General features: G+C 44.9%; 17 protein-coding genes and 1 pseudogene. 7 read left to right on the forward strand and 11 right to left on the reverse strand.

Going from position 1 to position 18742, the window contains the following annotated elements:
* Positions 1–61: 61 nt before the first annotated feature.
* Together AB4263_RS13655 and ompW are read right to left on the reverse strand one after the other, a co-directional pair.
* Positions 62–1864 (reverse strand): choice-of-anchor I family protein, encoded by a 1803-nt coding sequence (locus AB4263_RS13655; protein WP_372098370.1) that lies wholly within the window; start codon positions 1862–1864, stop codon positions 62–64.
* A gap of 200 nt (positions 1865–2064) precedes the next feature.
* On the reverse strand, positions 2065–2712 hold the full coding sequence (gene ompW, locus AB4263_RS13660; protein ID WP_017064924.1) for an outer membrane protein OmpW: 648 nt from the start codon (positions 2710–2712) through the stop codon (positions 2065–2067).
* 401 nt (positions 2713–3113) lie between these two features.
* On the opposite strand from ompW, the gene glgC reads away from it, so the two are divergent.
* A complete protein-coding gene (gene glgC, locus AB4263_RS13665; RefSeq protein ID WP_372098372.1) occupies positions 3114–4334 on the forward strand; it encodes a glucose-1-phosphate adenylyltransferase in 1221 nt (406 codons plus the stop codon).
* A gap of 121 nt (positions 4335–4455) precedes the next feature.
* Here glgC and AB4263_RS13670 read toward each other — a convergent pair whose 3' ends face one another.
* Together AB4263_RS13670 and AB4263_RS13675 are read right to left on the reverse strand one after the other, a co-directional pair.
* Positions 4456–5886, reverse strand: coding sequence for a YfcC family protein (locus tag AB4263_RS13670; RefSeq protein WP_017066892.1), 1431 nt, complete (start codon positions 5884–5886; stop codon positions 4456–4458).
* 413 nt (positions 5887–6299) lie between these two features.
* Positions 6300–6527, reverse strand: a pseudogene (locus AB4263_RS13675) (hypothetical protein); the annotation flags it as partial.
* Between the two features lie 57 nt (positions 6528–6584).
* On the opposite strand from AB4263_RS13675, the gene AB4263_RS13680 reads away from it, so the two are divergent.
* The 3 genes from AB4263_RS13680 (at position 6585) to AB4263_RS13690 (ending at position 7932) form a co-directional block, all read left to right on the forward strand.
* The gene (locus AB4263_RS13680) at positions 6585–6842 is read left to right on the forward strand and encodes a hypothetical protein (protein WP_229648214.1); all 258 of its coding nucleotides are present in this window, start codon (positions 6585–6587) and stop codon (positions 6840–6842) included.
* Between the two features lie 337 nt (positions 6843–7179).
* Positions 7180–7536 (forward strand): ribosome hibernation-promoting factor, HPF/YfiA family, encoded by a 357-nt coding sequence (hpf, locus tag AB4263_RS13685; RefSeq protein ID WP_017061680.1) that lies wholly within the window; start codon positions 7180–7182, stop codon positions 7534–7536.
* A gap of 240 nt (positions 7537–7776) precedes the next feature.
* Positions 7777–7932, forward strand: a complete 156-nt coding sequence (locus tag AB4263_RS13690; RefSeq protein WP_017061679.1) for a DUF3012 domain-containing protein — start codon at positions 7777–7779, stop codon at positions 7930–7932.
* Positions 7933–8094: 162 nt separating this feature from the next.
* Here the strand turns inward: AB4263_RS13690 and dgcA are convergent, their stop codons facing one another.
* The 5 genes from dgcA to AB4263_RS13715 form a co-directional block, all read right to left on the reverse strand.
* Positions 8095–9081: an N-acetyl-D-Glu racemase DgcA gene (gene dgcA, locus AB4263_RS13695; RefSeq protein ID WP_372098373.1), complete on the reverse strand. Its 987-nt coding sequence runs from the start codon at positions 9079–9081 to the stop codon at positions 8095–8097.
* 57 nt (positions 9082–9138) lie between these two features.
* Positions 9139–10146, reverse strand: coding sequence for an N-acetyltransferase DgcN (gene dgcN, locus AB4263_RS13700; RefSeq protein WP_017061677.1), 1008 nt, complete (start codon positions 10144–10146; stop codon positions 9139–9141).
* 91 nt (positions 10147–10237) lie between these two features.
* Positions 10238–11143 (reverse strand): LysR family transcriptional regulator, encoded by a 906-nt coding sequence (locus AB4263_RS13705; protein WP_372098374.1) that lies wholly within the window; start codon positions 11141–11143, stop codon positions 10238–10240.
* 95 nt (positions 11144–11238) lie between these two features.
* Entirely contained in the window at positions 11239–12075 is an 837-nt protein-coding gene (locus AB4263_RS13710) for an SGNH/GDSL hydrolase family protein (RefSeq protein ID WP_372098376.1), read from the reverse strand.
* Positions 12076–12185: 110 nt separating this feature from the next.
* Positions 12186–12698, reverse strand: coding sequence for an RNA methyltransferase (locus AB4263_RS13715; RefSeq protein WP_017111519.1), 513 nt, complete (start codon positions 12696–12698; stop codon positions 12186–12188).
* A 275-nt stretch (positions 12699–12973) separates the two neighbouring features.
* Between AB4263_RS13715 and AB4263_RS13720 the strand changes: the two genes are divergently transcribed.
* Entirely contained in the window at positions 12974–14635 is a 1662-nt protein-coding gene (locus tag AB4263_RS13720; protein ID WP_372098377.1) for a methyl-accepting chemotaxis protein, read from the forward strand.
* A 114-nt stretch (positions 14636–14749) separates the two neighbouring features.
* Here the strand turns inward: AB4263_RS13720 and AB4263_RS13725 are convergent, their stop codons facing one another.
* A complete protein-coding gene (locus tag AB4263_RS13725; RefSeq protein ID WP_017061672.1) occupies positions 14750–15619 on the reverse strand; it encodes a LysR family transcriptional regulator in 870 nt (289 codons plus the stop codon).
* A gap of 209 nt (positions 15620–15828) precedes the next feature.
* Between AB4263_RS13725 and AB4263_RS13730 the strand changes: the two genes are divergently transcribed.
* Positions 15829–16176 (forward strand): DUF3316 domain-containing protein, encoded by a 348-nt coding sequence (locus AB4263_RS13730; RefSeq protein WP_017064934.1) that lies wholly within the window; start codon positions 15829–15831, stop codon positions 16174–16176.
* A gap of 153 nt (positions 16177–16329) precedes the next feature.
* On the opposite strand, the gene AB4263_RS13735 is transcribed toward AB4263_RS13730, so the two are convergent.
* The gene (locus tag AB4263_RS13735) at positions 16330–17967 is read right to left on the reverse strand and encodes a methyl-accepting chemotaxis protein (RefSeq protein ID WP_372098378.1); all 1638 of its coding nucleotides are present in this window, start codon (positions 17965–17967) and stop codon (positions 16330–16332) included.
* A 259-nt stretch (positions 17968–18226) separates the two neighbouring features.
* Here AB4263_RS13735 and AB4263_RS13740 point away from each other — a divergent pair, with 259 nt between their 5' ends.
* Positions 18227–18652 (forward strand): DUF3010 family protein, encoded by a 426-nt coding sequence (locus AB4263_RS13740; RefSeq protein WP_017071370.1) that lies wholly within the window; start codon positions 18227–18229, stop codon positions 18650–18652.
* The last annotated feature ends 90 nt before the right edge of the window (positions 18653–18742 follow it).

Genomic DNA, 18742 nt, shown 5'->3' on the forward strand with positions numbered 1-18742 from the left:
CGACTTAACAAGTCGTGGCGCTTTTGTTTTTGTTGAGTCTAGTTACACGCAGTAACCGTGATTAAAACTCAACGCGATAAACTGATGTGCTACCACTTACTTCGTTCCCAACCGCAATAAAGTGGTTACCTGAACGTGTGAAATACTTAATTGATTCAGGGCCTAAGTCACCTGCTTTCGAGTTGTAAGTATCGTTGTCGCAATCACCGTCTTCATCAACCTTAGTGCACACTGGTTGTGTAAAGTCTCGGTTGTTCAAGTAGCTGATGAAACTTGCATTTTTAGGCTGCGTTACGTCGTAAACCATGATGCCACCTTGGCGCTCAAGACCAATAAAGGCATAGTGCTTACCGTTAATCTCAGCCACTTCGATAGCCTCAGGTTCTACACCTTTGTCATCGCTACGATCGTCACCAATTTGGTTGTTATCATTGGTGCTGTTGAAGTTTGCAGGATCTTGCTCCAGAACGATTCGAGCAAAATCATCGCCGCTATCAAACACTAGCTCGCCTGACTCATCCCAGATAGAGAACGAGCGGCTGCCGAATGCTTGAACCTTTTGGTCAGCTGCAAGTGTCCCTTGTGGCTTAATCACCTTAAGGCGAGCCAATTGATTATTGTCTTTCAATGCACCCGCTAATGGGTGGTTAGCGTCAACGTCTAACTTCTTGCCGCGTACTTCATCGACATACGCGATACAAAAGTCTTTTTCTGTGGTGTAGTTTTCGGTGCCTTGATAGTCATCGCCATCCCACTCAAAACCTTTCTCGTCACACATTTCTTGCGTGGTTTTGATGCCATACTCACGACCATCACCTTCATTCGCAGTCACAATATAGGTGTTGCCATCAACACTGTAGCTGGTGATGCTGTCTGGCATGTAAAGGCCTTCTAACATTGCGTAGCTTTGGAGATTACCGATGTTTTTGTCTTTGTTTGACGCATCTAGCTTAGCGTTATCCCAAGGCTTGCCGCCTAGTCCAAGAATCGCATCCACTTGTGCACTCACCACATCAATGGCTGCCAATGCGTTGTTCTCTTGAAGGGCAACGTAGAGTTTTCCGTTATCAGCAAACGTTAGGTATTCCGGTTCAAGGTCTTGAGCAACGGTTGCATTCGGCACAGAGATTCGAACCTTGTCGGTCAGCTCTGCATGGCGAGACTGACCTTGATTGAATACCTTGAAATCAATCTGCGTGACTTTCGCTTGCATCGGCCCATTCGCTAAATCGACCAGCGTCACAGAGCCTTCAGGGTCAATGCTGTAATCTGCATTCGGCTCACCTTCATTTGCAGAGGCAATGTAGCGACCATCTTTCGAGAAGCTCACCATGTCCGGTAATGCACCAGCCGTATAAGTAGTAATCAGCTCTAACGTGTCTGAACGATAAAGGGCAATGATGCCGTTTTGTTGCTTGTCAGCATTTTCAATCGCGACAGCAACTAATCCTTGATGAGTCGACACACTGTTCGCTGCACCAATATCAATACCAGAAGCTGCAGCCGCTGATTGAAGGTCGATAGAGCCCTCAGATGCTGGTGCGCTGTCAGAGTTTATCGATAACACATCGACTTTTTGTGCTTGAGCATTGACGACATAAAGCTTGTCGGTACATGAATCGTAGCTGACGATTTCGGCTGCTGAAGTATCAAACGGGGCATCGGCAATAGCACGTCCAACCAGGCTGATTCCGGTTACCTCAGCATCGGAAGCGCTTGGCTGCTTGATGGATTGGCATTGAAGGCTAAATGCATCAAGTGACGTTTGGGATGGCGTAGCAGTCGTTGATTGAGAACACCCTACTAGAGCAGAACTTACCGCGATAGGTAGTAATAGTGTCAGCTTATTAAATTTGCGATTCATATATCCTCCATAATTTGAATCGCGATCATAGAGGCCGCTTATGACAGTTATCTTTCCCTTTTGTTAACAATAGGTGACGACAATCGGTTTCTTTTACCCATAACAACAGAGGGTTGGAATGAGCATTTCATTAACAAGCACACAAAAAAAGGCGCACAAGCTGGCTGGTGCTTGAGCGCCTTAGTAAACTGAATCGTAGGTTAGAAGTTGTAACCACCACCGATCATGAATACCCATGGGTCGATATCAACGTCTGTTGAGTACTGAACACCACCCGCTTTGTATTTAGCTGTAGTGTCGATATCTGCGTACCAAACCGATGCGTTCAAGAACCAATCTTCATTGATCATGTAGTCCATACCGATGTTTGCAGCAAGACCCCAAGAGTCATCAAGAGACAAGTCGCTCAAACCAGCATCTTTGCCCGTACCATTAAGTTCTTCATCGAAAAATACGGTGTAGTTGATACCCGCGCCTACGTAAGGACGGAATTTGCTGTTTGCTTCACCGAAGTAGTACTGCACCATCAGCGTAGGTGGTAGGTGTTTTGTGTCAGCGATATCGCCTAGACCACCATGATTTGTAGAGATTGTATGAGAGAATGGCGTTGCTGCAAGAATTTCAAGACTGATGTTATCTGTAAACATATAGCCAAATGTCAAACCAAGTTGGGTGTTTGAATCCACACCAAATTTTGACCCCGATGTCTCCAGAACATCTCCACTGCTATCGTTAGGAGATACCATTGCTGCACCTGCACGGATGATGAAATCACCTTCTTTATGAGCAAGAACGTTGGTTGACATAAGAGCCGCAATAACCGCAATACCACATACTGTTTTTTTCATTATAATTTCCTTTTGGGGGCTTAATCTTTGTTGGTGAATGAGTAATCATTTCTTATTTTGCGTGCAAGGTATCATAGAATAACCCTACTTTATTGATGGAAATCAATTTGTGAAAAGTTGTGATTATTTATGTAAATTTATATCGACCCGATCACTTTATTCCTTCATTTTATTGACAGTTTTGTAATGCAGCTTTTCCGTGCGTCATTTTGTTAATCCAATCAATTCACTCTATTCGGATCTTTTTTGGATCAAAATAGAGCAAGCCAACATCTCACGTGCACCATTTTGGTGCAAAACAACAAGAATCAATCTCGCCTCGTATAATATTCAATGAGTTACATTTGGCTTAGTGCTTGCAAGTCTATGTTCATAATCATAAATACATTGAGGTTCTGATCATGCAAGACACTCTAACAATCGTTCTGGCCGGCGGTGTTGGCTCTCGGCTTTCCCCTCTCACCGATAACCGTGCAAAACCTGCGGTACCCTTTGGTGGCAAATATCGAATCATCGATTTCACACTCGCGAACTGCTTACACTCTGGGCTACGCCAAATTTTAGTGCTGACTCAATACAAATCTCACTCTTTACAAAAACATTTACGAGATGGTTGGTCGGTGCTTAACCCCGAGCTTGGCGAATACATCACCAATGTCCCCCCACAAATGCGAACAGGTGATAGCTGGTACAGCGGTACGGCCGACGCCATTTATCAAAACTTGTATTTGCTCTCTCGCAGTGAAGCGAAGCATGTGGTGGTGTTGTCAGGCGACCATATATATCGTATGGACTACGCGCCAATGCTCAAACAACATAAACAGAATGAAGCCGACTTAACCGTGGCTTGTATGGAAGTGTCGATTGACGAAGCCAAAGAGTTTGGCGTTATGGAAATTAACGAAGCGCATCAAATAAGTAACTTCACAGAAAAACCACGCTACCCTGCATGCGTACCCGGAAGACCAACACGAAGCATGGCTTCAATGGGTATTTATATCTTCGATAAAGAAGTGTTAACACAAGCACTATTGGCGGACGCAGAAAATCCAGACTCCAGCCACGATTTTGGCAAAGACGTGATACCTAAATTAGTGGGTGAGAAAAGCGTTTATGCTTACAAGTTTGGAGATACCGAAGGCAGAGTCACACAAGATGCATACTGGAGAGATGTCGGTACACTCGACTCTTATTACCAAGCCAATATGGACTTACTAAAACCGGTTTCTCCTATCGATTTATATCAACCTGATTGGGCAATTCGAACTTACGAACCTCAATTGCCGCCCGCGCGAACCATAGCGTCAATAGAAGGTAATCAAGGTATATTTATTAACTCAATGATCGCAAATGGTGTGGTGATAGAGGGTGGTTCAGCGCAGAATTCGATCTTCTTTCCTAAGGTAAAAGTCAACAACGCGGCCATTGTGATTGACAGTATTCTTTTTGAAGATGTTGAGATTGGAAAAAATTGCCACATACAAAACTGCATCATCGACAAGAACGTTAAGGTGCCTGACGGAACCCAGATCGGTCTTGATGGCCTTGCCGATGCGAAACGCTTCCACATATCAAAACAAGGCGTGATTGTGGTGCCCTCTTCTTACCAATTTGAAGAGTAACCTTTAACGTTGGAATAGCTTTTCTTTAAACGAAAAAAGGCAGCGAATTCGCTGCCTTCTTATTTACTCACACAGCTTCAGTTAAGCCTTAACTGTCCATGTATTCGATTAAACAGAAACCTTAGAAAGGCCCTAACTCAATCATTTGAGCAATCACAACAGAAACCAAAGCGCCTACCGACCAGAACAAGAACAGTGGTAAGAAGAAACGAACCCACTTGGTGTAAGGTACTTTTGCTATAGCCAATACCGCCAACAAGCCACCATTGGTTGGGTAAATATAGTTAGAAATACCATCACCCAATTGAGAAGCCAGTGCCGCCACTTGACGAGTCACTTCACCAATATCTGCCAACGGAATAATGATTGGCATGGTGATCACCGCTTGGCCACTGCCCGATGGAATGAACAGGTTGATCGCAGCCTGCGAGAAGTAGATCCCTGCTGCTGCCACAAGTTTAGAGCTACCAGAAATGATCTGTGCAAGATAGAAGATAATAGAATCAACAATCTTCGCGTCTTCCATAATGGTTAGCACTGAACGAGCAAAAAAGATGATCAGTACCGCGATCAATACGTCGCTAACACCTTTGGTCCAATACTCACAGATCTTGTTCGGAGATAAACCCGCCACCAAACCCGGAATAATAGCCATCGCCACGAATGCACCCGCAATCTCGGTGAAGCCGAACCCCATCGTCAACGTGCCGAAGATCATGTATGCGAATACGCCCAAGAACGCGATGCCCGCAAGCTTTTCACGTGTGGTCAGTGTTTTCGCTTCAACATTTGATTCATAGTGGTAACCCGTGCCGTGTAACAAGCCTTTGGTCGGATCTTGCTTAACTTTGCGCGCGTAGTTAAGCACATACCATGCACCCGTTAACAACATGAACATACCAACAATAAAGCGGTACCACATGCCTGAATACATAGGCAGTTCAGCGATAGTGTGTGCAATACCCGTAAAGAATGGGTTAGCCAAAGCGGCCGCGAAACCGGCACAACTTGCCAGTAAAACAACGCCAAGTGCCGTAATCGCGTCATAGCCAAGCTTGATACAGATCGGGATCATCAAAGAGATAAAAATGACATCAAGTTCACGCATACCGGTGAAGGTAACGTTGAAGAAGATCGCCGTCATGATCACAGGCGCAATCACGTATAAGCCTTGCTTCTTTAGCTTAGTAGTTAGTGCAACAACGGATGCGTCTAACAGACCCATGTGTTTGATAATGCCAAAAGCACCACCCACAAATACCACAACGCCCATCACGCCAGAAGCGGATTTGAAGCCTTTAAAAAATGATTCGAAAAAAGAGGCTAATGTTGTTGGGTTGCTGGTCAATTGTGTGTAGCTGTCTGGGTCGATAACCGTGCGGCCATTCATGACCACTCGCTCGAATTCACCAGCAGGGATGAAGTAAGTTGCAATTGCAGCAACGATCACCATGATAACCAAAGAGAGAAACGGGTGGTTTACTTCTTTCTCTGTGGGCGCTGCGTTAGCAGCTTGAGATGTAGGTACGGATGTAGATACCGTAGTCGTCATATAGACTCCTTATTTGTCAGCAACTAAGGTTCACTTAGCCGCCGGAGGGATTTTTGGAAAAACGAAACCCTTCACGCTGAACTAAGTTCGCGCTAATTTAGGTTGTTTCAAAAAGGCCTTTGATAGATGGTGCTCTCAAATGTACATAGTGAAGTAGTGAGAACTACTCTCTTTGCGTCCGAGCAAAATGCAGATGTTCAGCCAAGTCAGGCCAAACTGAATGAGGTCATTACAAGCAGGTAAACAGAAAAGTCTGTTTTGGTAATGCGTTTTTTATCAATTACAAAGACAAGCGGCGCATACTAGCACAACGAGTCATTAATTGTCAGAAAAGTGTGAGTTTCGTCATGCTTTGGTGAGCAAAAGAAAAGCGCCCACTAATAAGTAAGGCGCTTTTCTGCAATCGAATCGAGTTACTTAGGTGCTAATTCGTAGTTTTCTTGCATCTCATGAGGGGCAATCCCGTACTCATAATCCGCTAAGTAGCCATCCTTATAGACCTTCATTCCCTTCTCATCCCAGCTCACTTTGATCATCGCCGTGTTGCCATCTTCACTGCCTAACAGCTCCAGCATTTCTGCATCAATCTTAATGGCTTTGATGGTTTTAATACGCTTAAACGGCTTAAATTCAGTGGCCGAGAATACGATGGCCGAGCGATAACGCTTAAGCTTGAGTCCAATCGCAAAGATTCTCGATTGTTGCTCAAACTGCAACATATTGATCTAGGCTCAATTGATGAGTCTCGCATTTCAGAACTTGTGCGATTCAAAGTCGAAACGCCGGTTCGCTATGAAGGTGACATTAATTATTGGCGTCAGGGCGTCGAATTTCCTGTCGATCAACTGGCATCCAATAAAGAAGTCGATATTCGAGCACGCATTACCATACCCGAGTCTCAACTCACAGCAGGAGAGTTTCACTTCAATATGGAGTGGGCAGTTGAGTGTCTATAAATTAGTAACTTAAGCTGAGTTTTTAATCAAAGAAGAAAAAGTGAGTGAGCTGGAAAGAAAATCAATGGAGTGACAAGTTCGGAATTATAAAACCGATAAAGAGAGATTCACTGGGAATTCGCTGTAGGTTAGCGCAAATTATCAAGGATGGAGTTTTTTTGAACATGTCTTTAAAACACGAAACATATTATGCGATCAGTTCATCGGACTTTCAAGGGAGTAACAAGAGAATATTTGATAACACTGAAGTCAATCACACATGTGCTAATTCTCAGTTGGTTAATCTATGCGATGTTTGCTACGTTTAAATGACACAGTCATTGGAAAGGTATGATTTATGAAAATAAATGTTCAAACACATCATGTATCAATTAACGACGAGTCACGCAAAGACATCGAAGGTAAATTCGAGAAGATATCTAACCATTTCCCATCACTGATCAGTTGCGACATCATCATTACTAAAGAACACGGTCAACATCAGGTTGAAGTATTCACCAACTACGAAGGTGTACGAGTAACAGCAAAATCGACAGACGATGTTATGTACCCAGCTATCGCTGCAGCACTTAAGAAACTTGAAGCGGGCCTAAGTAACCGTAAGGGACAATTGAAAGCCGACCTACACGAGAAACCAACAAGCACGAAGCCAGAGATTGCTTCGGACATCATCCAAGAGATGAAATTGGTATAAATCGATAAGTAGTTAAAGCGAAATAACGAATAGAAACTTATTAAGAATTTCAAAGCCAGCATACATTGCTGGCTTTTTCGATCTTAAAGCCAAGCAAACCTTCGCTTCTTTACCGTCCCTCGAATTCAGCTCAACCCCACATCATTATTAACGCCCTTAAGTTCTTAGCAGCTATAACAATCACTTGTGGGATTTGATACAGTTATAAGCAGAAATTTAGACCACAACGGAATGTTTATTATGAAGAAAATCGCGTTGATACTTTTCCTTGCTACTCAATTAATGGCTTGTACCGAGGTTGGCAGTGAAGCTTGGTGTGCGGATATGAAAGAAAAGCCTAAAGGTGACTGGACGGCTAATGAAGCTGGCGATTTTGCTAAACACTGTATTTTCTAGGCGGGTTGTATTTAGCAGTTCAGTACACCCCACTCAATGAAGCAAGTGAGTAGTTGCAGTATGGTTTACTTATCTCTGTAAAACGGTACAAACAAAAAATCGCATAAGTTAACGCTTATGCGATTTTTGTATGGAGAGATTCCTAGCTAATTTGTTAGGAACTTAAAGAACAATCATCCCATCTCGATAAGTCAGTGCTGGTGTTACATCTTGGCCAAGTAAGACTGGGCCATCGAGGTCGACGATTTCAGATTGAACGGCGATAGGCAGAGCTGCACGTATCGCCAACGATGTACCGAGCATACAACCCGACATCAGAGTAAAACCGAGCCTTTGGGCTTCTTCTGCAAGTACCAATGCTTCAGTCAGGCCGCCCGTTTTATCGAGCTTGATGTTGACCATTTCATACTTGCCCAACAACGATGAGAGCTGTGAGGTAGTATGACAACTTTCATCGGCACACAGTGGTATCGGGTGCTTGATGTGCGCCAGTGAGGCATCATGCTGTTGGGGTAACGGCTGCTCGATCATCGCAATATCAAATTCTACCAGTTGATTGAACAACTCTTCGAGATTCAACCCTGTCCACGCTTCATTGGCATCCAATACAATTTGAACATCTGTCGCAGCTTCTCGTACCGCGCGAACACGCTCTACCACTTGCTCGCCATCAAGCTTCACTTTCAGAAGTTTCGCACCATTCGCGACATAGTCTCGAGCTTGAGTCGCCATCGCTTCTGGCGTGCCAATCGAGACTGTCATTGCTGTCACGATTTGAGCAGGCAACTCGAACAAGCTATTTGGGAAAATCTGGTCATTCTGCTGCGCTTCAAAATCCCAAAGCGCACAATCGACCGCATTGCGCGCTGCCCCTCCGGTCAATAAAGACTGAAGATGATCTCGTAATTCTTCAGGATCAGTCATGCCGCGCTCAAAGGCCATTTCAAGAGAGCTAGCAGCTTGCTGGATTTGCGCTAACACAGACTCCGATGACTCGCCGTATCGTGGGTAAGGCGTACATTCGCCCTGAGCTCGTTTGCCACCATGTTCAATGTAAACACGAACAACGTGACACTCAGTTCGACTGCCACGAGAGATGCGAAAAGGCGTTTGCATCGCGATAATAATGGGTTCAGCTGTAATCTTCATAATTTCACTCGGTTGATGTTCACTTTAACAAATGGAAACGTAGAAATGATGAAGTCGTTAAAGTGAATGTCGCAAATGATCAGTAATGTGTTGTACACCAAAGCGCACTGGGTCCGTCACTGGCACTTGATAGAGTGTGGTCCATTCTTGGCACAATGTCTCAGCCTCTTCAATGCTAATCGCCGACGTGTTCAAGCAGATACCCACCAGCTTCGCGTCTGGATTAGTCAGTCGCGCCGCTTGCAAGTTGGCTTCAATCGTCTGTTCTATGCTTGGTAATTTAGCATGAGGAAGGTTACGAATATGTGGTCGCCCAACTTCATGACACAGCACTAAGGCATCAGCTTGTGCGCCATGTAAAAGACCCAAACTCACGCCTGCAAACGAAGGGTTGAACAAAGAGCCTTGCCCTTCAATGATGTCCCAATCGTGGTCGGTAAAATCAGGGCTAATCGCTTCAACTGCGCCAGAAATAAAATCCGCAACCACCGCATCAATCGAAATACCGCTGCCTTCAATCAAAATACCTGTCTGCCCTGTCGCTTTAAACTGAGCGGATGTTCCCGCTTGTTTAAGCGACTTTTCAATCGCTAATGCCGAGAACATTTTGCCTACTGAGCAATCAGTTCCGACAGTAAGCAGGCGCTTACCTTGACGAAGCTTACCGTTACCAACATTAAGAACACCGTCAAAATGGCGTACATCATGAAGCTTAGTCAATCCTTGTTGCTGCATGTCAGCAAGCGGTGAAAATTCACTCAATCGTTGGTGCATGCCAGATGCAATCTCATATCCCATTTCTGCAGCGGCCATAATGGTTGACTGCCAAGAATCAGGAATAACACCACCCGGATTTGCGGTACCAATCACTAGCGTCTTCGCGCCCTGCGCTTGCGCCTCTTGCAGGGTCATATCCGTTAAGCCCAGTGAAACGGTATCACCCGTTAAACGCAGTTGACCTAGGCAGATTTCTGGTCGCCATTGATGAATACCGCGAGCTGTTTTTGCAGCGAGTGGGTCAGTAACATCCCCAAGAAAAAGAAGGTAAGGTTGAGCGATCGACATGAGTATTCCTAATTAATAAGCCCTTGTATGGGTTTACTTTAATTAAGAACTTCGAAGCTGCCGAATGCCTATTTATGGCGAGCCTATAACCTTAAGTTATAGGGTGAGTATGGATTTTCAATGAAGCGATAAATTGCTTAACGGAAATCGACTGAGGGGTGTGCTCTGCGCAAAGCATCGATACCGAAAATTGGATGTCTGGTTGAAGCGGCAACACACAAACCGCATCGTCATTTTGATATTGCTCTGCCGTCCACGGATCAACAATCGCAAACCCCGCTTGGTGCTTGACCAGTTCCGCCGCCGCGCTATACCCACGTACAGATATCGGGTGGTGATAATGCTCATCGCGTGCAATAAGGCTTTGATGTAACAGGAAGCCTAATGGATCGCGGCTATCGAGCCCGATGATTGGCAGCGGATAATTGATCAGATCATCTAACGTCAATTCCGCGGGGAAATGATCAACCGTATTGGAAGGAACCAAAACCTTTAGTGATTCGGTTAATAGCGTTTCACTTAATATCGCAGGCGGTGCTTCATCGCCAAACGCGATAGCAATATCAAGCTCATGCTTTAATAACCCAGCACACAGCTCATCACGGTTTGCAGTCAGCAACTCAAAAGAGAGCTCTTGCTTACTGCCATTTTGCTCGCGAGACATTTGGGCGATTACCGGAGTCAGTAATTTAGTCGCTAAAATCGGCGGCGCACCAATGCGTAAATGCTGATGGCCTTGCTTCACTTTGTTGGTCAGAGATCGAAATTGCCCCAATTGCTGATACACCTTTTCCGCTTCTGGCAGTAAGGTTTTTGCCTCAACCGTTGGCACCAATCGCCCTTTAACTCGTTCGAATAAGCCAAACCCAAGTTGTTGCTCCGTGTGCGCCAAAATACGGGTCACGTTTGGTTGCGACACATGCAAGCTGCGCGCGGCTCCAGATACGGTTCCGGTCTGCATAATGGCGTAAAAGACTTCCAATTGTCTTAGGTTCACATTGATGTCCTTATGGTTCGCGAAACAAATCTAGGGTTTGGCTTTTCTTGTATTAGCTAAGCTGTTTATCGGTCTAGCTAGCGTTTTGCGTGAGTCTATTTTAGTAGCTCAGCTATCGTAGGTTGAAGTATCTCAGCCCAAGTTTGATAAGCCTTCGCATTCAAATGCAGATCATCACACGAGTACTTGTTCGACAACAGCTTATTAGGCGACAATACTGAATTCACATCTAAGAACGCAATGCCTTGCTGTGTACAGTACTCGCTTAGCTTGCTATTGAGCAGTTCAACCGACGGATTTAAACCTTGCAGTTTAGAGCCAACATAAAGCGTTGATTGCACCAATGTTCGAATATCGTTTTCTTGCCACACCTTAAGCATATCAATGTAGTTCTGGTAGATATGGTCGACATCATAACCCTGAGCTAAATCGTTTATCCCTGCCATAAAGCAAACCAGCTTGGGCTTCACATTCAACGTGGTATCAATACGGCGTAACATGCCTGTTGTGGTATCGCCCGCGAGACCGCGATTGACCATCGAGATATCGCGAAAGATATCCGCCCACGGGGCCCATTCGGTGATCGAATCACCAAACATGACTAGGTCTACACTTGGGGAAAAATGGCGATGGTTATCTGATGTCATGATGTAACGACTCATACTGTGGCCTCGTTGCTGAATCTCAGACTGAAGAGCGACTGCCTTGAGGATCTCGCTATCTGGCGTGGCGCTATCAAATTGAGCTAGCAATCCTTCGATATGAGGCTTAAAAGGGCTAAGACGAGTACTCAGTTGATGATGTTCTTTAAGGGAAGATAACCTCTCTAGTAATGCATACAAAGAGCGGTTTTGACCAACTTCTTGGAATAACTGATAGAGATCGAGGACAGAGTGTTGCTGTAGCGCGGCAAGTAATTGCTTGTCTTCCATGGTGTTATCTAACCCTTCAATTATCTAATGATGAACCAAAGATAATATCCGATTGCTTACGGGATAGATAACACTAGAAGCAGATCGTTACTTTTACTAGAAGTAAATAGTTACTTTTCTTTGATTAGCAGATGGTTACGGTTATCACGGCTTTTCTTAATCAGCTCGTTGCTCTCGTCCATTTCATCTGACTTAGCAAGGCGATCATAAAGCAGCACGTTAACTGTCGCAGCCAAGTTCATGCAGCCTACTGTTGGTACATAAACAACATGATCTGCTCTGTCGGCGACATCTTGAGAAATAGAACCGTCTTCAGGGCCAAAGATATAGATGGCATTTTCTGGGTGTTTAAAACGCGGCAGTGGTGTTGCACCCTCAGCGAGTTCTACACAAACAATTTTCGTTTCTGAATCAAGGTTATCCAAAAACGACTCGACACCCGTTAGTGGGATAGTACGCGCAGCACTCTTAGTATCGGTGTGGAATTTTGCGGCTTTTTCGTAGCGTTGCCCTGTGTATTTAACTTCGTCGACTTGGTAACAACCAGCCGCGCGCATAACAGCACCAACGTTTGTCGGGCTCTTTGGGTTAGTTAAACCAATAGTCACATGGCTTTTGTTCATGAATCTTTCTCACTTAACGAATAGACATAGCAGGGTGCTACAAAGCGTCGCATTCTACCAAAGCAGCGCCAAATTCAAAAGCATCGTAACAAACCGCTCTTTTTATCATTAAGCCCCTAGTTGCAAGGCTTCTAACGTCAAAAACCTAACCGCCATCATGTTTATAAAATAAAAACATTTCTGGATAACAATTCAACAACAAGTCCATTTACATTTTAAAACCACATTAATAATGTGTTGAAAATTGCATGAGATAATCACACAGGAAGCGTGACATGACCCTAACCATCAAAAACCGCCTTTATATTCTCTCTTTCATTCCGTTGCTACTAATGGCAATTGGCATGATGAGCGTGACGTATATGAAGAGCACCGAGCTAACCGCACAGCAAGTTGAATCGACGCGTAGCAATATGATGGCGATGAAAGAAAAGGAACTCAAAGCGTATCTACAAATGGCCTACTCTTCGATCAGCCCATTTTTGGATAGAGGTGCAACATTAGAAGAAGCCTTACCAACATTAAGAACACTCGAATATGGCGAATCTGGCTACATCTTTGGCTACGACTCTAAAGGCGTTCGAGTGGTTGTTGGACAAAACAACGATGGTATTGGTAACAACTACTACGACCTGCAAGACAAAAAAGGCAACTACCTGATTCGTGACTTGATCAAGAACTCAAAGCTTGGTGAATTCACCACCTACTACTTTCCAAAACTTGGTCAATCCGAAGCCCTACCGAAACTGAGCTACTCGATATTCGTTCCCCAGTGGGACTTGATGCTAGGTACAGGCTTCTATACTGACGACATCGATGCGGTCATCGCAGAGATGAAAGAGAGCTCAAATGCTGCGTTACAAAGCTCATTGACGGCGATCGCTATATTCTGTGGTTTGATTGCCCTAGTAGTTGCTGTGTTTGCCGTTGCCGTCAACCGTACCATCATGCGACCACTCGAGCAGTTTGATCGTTCAATCAGCGCATTCGCGAGTGGCGAAGCCGATTTAACCGCTCGAATGGAAACATTTAAAGCGCCTGAGTTCACTAAGCTCAGCGAGAACTTCAACGCCTTCGTGGCAAGCCTTCAAACCATCATTCGCAGCGTAAGCGATGTCGGTCAGCAAGTCGTAGCCGAGACATCTAGCATGTCTTCTCGCGCTGCGCAGGTCGACGAGATTGCTACTGGGCAACGTGAAGAGACTGAACAAGTTGCAACGGCGATGACTGAAATGACCACAACGGCGCAAGAGATCTCGAGCAACGCTAGCCAAGCGGCGGATTCCGCTAAACTTGCAGAGGGCAATGCCAAAGAAGCGCAACAGATAGTAAACGCCGCTGCAGATTCGGTGGCAGGCCTAGCGAGCGAAGTATCAGAAGCCAACACTGTCGTGTCTCGTTTAGAAGGTGATGTGCAGAATATCTCCTCTTCGTTGGCGGTCATCCAAGACATTGCCGAGCAAACTAACCTACTCGCGTTGAATGCCGCGATTGAAGCTGCACGTGCAGGCGAACAAGGTCGTGGGTTTGCTGTGGTTGCCGATGAGGTTCGTAAACTGGCAAGCCGTACTCAAGAAAGCACTGGCGACATTCACAAGATGATTGAGCAACTTAAAGCTGCCTCAGATGCTGCTGTGAAAGCGATGGATTCAAGTCAAAACCGAAGTGCGCAAACCGTGGAAGAAGCGAATGCCGCAGCCAAAGCACTGGCGAAGATCCAAGCGTCGATTGATACCATCATGGACATGAACTCGCTTATTGCGACAGCCACTGAACAGCAAAATATTGTAGGACAAGAAATATCTCAACGCATCGTGGTGATTTCTGACCAAAGCTCACAATCGGCAGAACTCGCGAATCAAAACCGTACAGGTAGCCAAAACCTCAACAGTCGTGCAAATGAGCTGTATCACTTGGTGGATCGCTTCACCGTCTAATACATTTTCGGTCTAGTAAGCCGTAATCAAACGATAATTAATCCTAAAACACGCCGGGCTTCAGAATCTCTATTCTGAAGCCCGTTTTTATCGGTGGAGGTTTTAAGCCATACACTAATCCAATTGCTCAGAAAGGAAGTCCACCAGCAGGCGAACCTTTGAAGATAGATTACGGTTCTGAGGGTACAACGCCCAGATCCCTTCTTTGTCGTCTCGGTAATCGGAAAGCACTTCGACTAACTCTCCAGAGTCTAGATCTTCACTCACGTAGTATTCAGGTAACTGCACCAAGCCAATGCTCTGCTTCGCAGCATCTAATAACGCTAAACCGCTGTTGCACTTAATGCGTCCGTTAACACGAACCGAACGAGGGCGACCATTTTCTTTAAAGCGCCAGTGTTCAAATCCACCAACTAAGCATTGATGATTATTTAATTCAGATAATGTATGCGGTTCCCCATAACGTTCAATATATTCAGGGCTTGCACATACATAAAGTTGGCGTTGAGACAGCCTCTTTGCCACAAGGCTTGAGTCTTCCAAGCGGCCAAGACGAATCGCAACATCAACACCCGAATCGATAAGATCGAGCTTTTGATTGGTCAGCATCAGCTCAAGCTCTACTTGCGGGTGAAGCTTTAAGAATTGATGCAGTATTGGGGCGAGTTGGCGCTCACCATAAGTCACAGGCGCGGTGACTTTCAGTAAGCCTTTGGGTGTGGATTGCATCTGCGTGACCGCAAGCTCAGCAATTTCTAAGCCTTCAACCAGCAACTTACACTGCTGATAATAGAGTTGCCCAGCCTCTGTAAGAGACACCTTACGCGTCGTTCGATTGAGCAGTTTCACTGCGAGTCGTTCTTCGAGGTTTGCTACTCTACGACTGATTTGAGCCACCGACGTAGCGAGCTTCTGCGCCGCACCAGTAAAGCTTTCACGCTCTGCCACTGCAACAAACTCACTTACCCCTTCCCAATTGGCCATGCCTTTACCTTATGCTGAACTTTGGTTACCCATACAGTGTATTGAAGTTAGATATCAGTGTCACCTTGCTTGATATGCGCTGTGCATTAATCTTCGGCACCTATAGTCATTCCCTTACAGAACCATATTTTTGTCCTAACATTAACCTCATCCTCTATTGCTAGGGTGAGAATCTCTAAAACACTGGTACAACAAAGTAAGGTATCCCTTTGAAGAAGTTAATCATACTTGCATCAACTCTTGTACTCAGCACCACTGCGTTTGCAGCAACTAAAACAACAATTCAAGAAACAACGCTAAAATCTGACACATATGCTAGTGAAGTCGAAGCATACGATGCAGGCACCAACCTTATGGATGAGTTACGCGCAAAAACACCTTTTGAGCTTTCAAGAGAACTGCCACAGTTCCAACAGACAACCAAATACGATTCGTTCAAGATTGATGATGCAAATATGGAAGTGAAAAAGATCACTAACATGAACGGCGACATCCACTACCAAGCGAACGTAAAAGTGGACTACCGTTACACATACAAAGACGGTCTTAGCAGCTAACACTGAGTGATTGATCAGGTTTAAAAACTGATCACCTAGTCAAAAAGAAAGTCCGCACTCATAGAGTACGGGCTTTTTTTCGTTCAGCGCTGATTAATGGAATTCAAACGAGCAACCATTATCGGCTCATATGCGTCTGTCTAATTTTGAAGATCACACTTCAAACTGAGACACAAGGCTATCAAGCGCTTCACACTGTTCGGCTAATGCCATACATGCATTTTCTGCGCTGCTCGCCATCTCAACCATTTGCATGGTGCTTTCAGCGATGCGTTGAACATTCTTATTCACTTCTTCAGACACTTGGGACTGCTGAGAAGCCGCTGTAGCGATTTGTGTGTTCATGTCGTTCATCTTACCGATTGAGTTTCGAATCTCACTCAATGAAGACGCTGCAGTTCCTGCTTGAACAATGGTTTTCTCGCCACTCACTTTGCTTTCAGTCATCACGCCAACCGCATGTTTAGCCCCCACTTCTAAGCGTTCAATCATTGATTGGATTTCGCCTGTACTGTCTTGAGTTTTGCTCGCAAGCGCACGAACTTCATCAGCCACAACTGCAAAGCCACGACCTTGTTCACCCGCTCGTGCCGCTTCAATTGCCGCATTCAAAGCAAGTAGGTTGGTTTGCTCTGCAATACCTTTAATCACGCCAAGGATTGAGGCGATGTTCTTCACGTCTGTATCTAGTTCTTGAACCACACCACCCGCGTTCTCGATATCTTGCGCAAGGCGTTCAATCGAAGTAACAGTTAAGCCAAGCGTAGTATCGGCCGATTCCACTTCATGGTTTGCAACGTTACTTGCGGTTGCCGCATCTAATGCGTTACCACTCACCACTTCACTGGTTGCTTGCATTTCATGAACTGCAGCCGCGACCACTTCACTTTCTCGCTGTTGATTAGACGAGAATTCAGCAACACTTTGCGTGAGTGATTTGATGTTTTCCATCTCGCCACGTACTGCGTTCGATGTGAGAATAACTTGCTCCACGGTGACATGGATCTTGCCAACAAACTGGTTGAAAGCAGAACTCAAACGAGCGATCTCGTCATTACCTTCGACCTTCATACGTTGAGACAAGTTACCGTCGCCCGATGCGATCTCATTCATCGCTTTCTCTACGTTCTGGATTGGCTGAACGATAAAGCGATTCGACAACCACATAGCAAAAAGCGCGGCAAAAACAGCAACTGCCATACCCACTTCAATGATCAACTTGCTTGATTCAATAGAGTCATCAGCTTGCTGGCGAAGCTCTTTCTGTTTCAATTCGATCAGAGTTCGGATATCGCGCAATTGAGTACGAATGATCGCAAACTCTGCGTCAAGCGCTGGTGAGTAATCAATATTGTATTGGTCTGCGTTTGCCGGATCAGCGAACATTGGCTCGTGCAGTGCCACCCACTTGCTCATCGCGTTAACAAGCTTTGATAACTCGCCACGTGAAGATGGATCCAACACGCCCGCTTGATACAAGGTTTCGACACTTTCAAAACGAGGAACCGCTTTGTAAGCGTTGTCTTTAAATTCAAACTTTTGGTACTCGACCGCCGCTTGGTCTTTCGCAAGCAACAGACCTTGTGCCGAAGCGATAATTTGGTAGATATCTCGGTAGCCATCTTCTAGGTTATCTAGCACTGGCTGAACCACATTATTGAGCTCGTTATTAATCGCAGCCTGAGCATTAGATCTAATGACATTAAGCACAGTAACGGTAGAAAAAACAATCACAATCACCAACAGCGGGATCGCGATTTTACTCTTAATCGAAAGATTATTGATATTCATTGGGATTAATAACCACACTTCAAATAGGGATGCGCGCGCAATATACAGCACACATATAAAATCCCGCTAAGCTTTTGTGAGCTTCATCTCATAGCAAACGATACCGTAAATTCGTGTGATGTTTTTTCAATCAAAGGTTAACTTTCGGCGACTAAAATACTCTCTGATTTAGACTTATTTGCTGCTGATACGCGCAAATACTGGAGAAGTGTTAGAAATAACACCATAATGTAGGGCTCTAAAATAAGTAGGTAAGAACATGAAAATTTGTGGTGTTGAAATCAAAGGTAACGATGCAGTCATCTGTCTTCTTTCTCTGTCAGACGGCGTATTTAACATTCCTGATTGCCGAGTTTCTAAGGTTGCGATTAGCGACGCAAACGACACACAGAATATGAAAGACTTTCAATTCTCTTTTGCAAAGTTAATGGAAGATTACCAAGTAGAAAAAGTTGTAATTCGCCAACGTCAGACTAAAGGCAAATTTGCTGGCGGTGGCTTTGGTTTCAAACTAGAAGCAGCGATTCAACTGATCGACGGCCTAGACGTAACCGTTGTATCTCCTGCTGACATCAAAGAGAGCCTTAAGCGTAACCCTCTAATGATGAAGTTCAAAGAAACTGGCCTTAAGCAATACCAAGAAGCACCGTTTACAACGGCTTACGCTTGCTTGATGAAACGCTAATCAAAAGTCGCTAGCCAATATTTGATACAGAAAGAGCCTGAATATTCAGGCTCTTTTTTGTTTCTAGTCATCGACTTTAAGTAGAGTGAG

Source organism: Vibrio sp. 10N.261.55.C5 (assembly GCF_041470505.1).
GTDB classification, from domain to species: Bacteria; Pseudomonadota; Gammaproteobacteria; order Enterobacterales; family Vibrionaceae; genus Vibrio; species Vibrio crassostreae_C.

Bases quoted from the DNA above. Each gene is read 5' to 3' on its own strand.
- AB4263_RS13690 (WP_017061679.1), top strand. From the start codon at position 7,777: ATGAAGAAAATCGCGTTGATACTTTTCCTTGCTACTCAATTAATGGCT.
- AB4263_RS13725 (WP_017061672.1), bottom strand. From the start codon at position 15,619: ATGGCCAATTGGGAAGGGGTAAGTGAGTTTGTTGCAGTGGCAGAGCGT.
- AB4263_RS13740 (WP_017071370.1), top strand. From the start codon at position 18,227: ATGAAAATTTGTGGTGTTGAAATCAAAGGTAACGATGCAGTCATCTGT.
- hpf (WP_017061680.1), top strand. From the start codon at position 7,180: ATGAAAATAAATGTTCAAACACATCATGTATCAATTAACGACGAGTCA.
- AB4263_RS13715 (WP_017111519.1), bottom strand. From the start codon at position 12,698: ATGAACAAAAGCCATGTGACTATTGGTTTAACTAACCCAAAGAGCCCG.
- AB4263_RS13670 (WP_017066892.1), bottom strand. From the start codon at position 5,886: ATGACGACTACGGTATCTACATCCGTACCTACATCTCAAGCTGCTAAC.
- dgcA (WP_372098373.1), bottom strand. From the start codon at position 9,081: ATGAAGATTACAGCTGAACCCATTATTATCGCGATGCAAACGCCTTTT.
- dgcN (WP_017061677.1), bottom strand. From the start codon at position 10,146: ATGTCGATCGCTCAACCTTACCTTCTTTTTCTTGGGGATGTTACTGAC.
- AB4263_RS13720 (WP_372098377.1), top strand. From the start codon at position 12,974: ATGACCCTAACCATCAAAAACCGCCTTTATATTCTCTCTTTCATTCCG.
- AB4263_RS13655 (WP_372098370.1), bottom strand. From the start codon at position 1,864: ATGAATCGCAAATTTAATAAGCTGACACTATTACTACCTATCGCGGTA.
- ompW (WP_017064924.1), bottom strand. From the start codon at position 2,712: ATGAAAAAAACAGTATGTGGTATTGCGGTTATTGCGGCTCTTATGTCA.
- glgC (WP_372098372.1), top strand. From the start codon at position 3,114: ATGCAAGACACTCTAACAATCGTTCTGGCCGGCGGTGTTGGCTCTCGG.
- AB4263_RS13710 (WP_372098376.1), bottom strand. From the start codon at position 12,075: ATGGAAGACAAGCAATTACTTGCCGCGCTACAGCAACACTCTGTCCTC.
- AB4263_RS13735 (WP_372098378.1), bottom strand. From the start codon at position 17,967: ATGAATATCAATAATCTTTCGATTAAGAGTAAAATCGCGATCCCGCTG.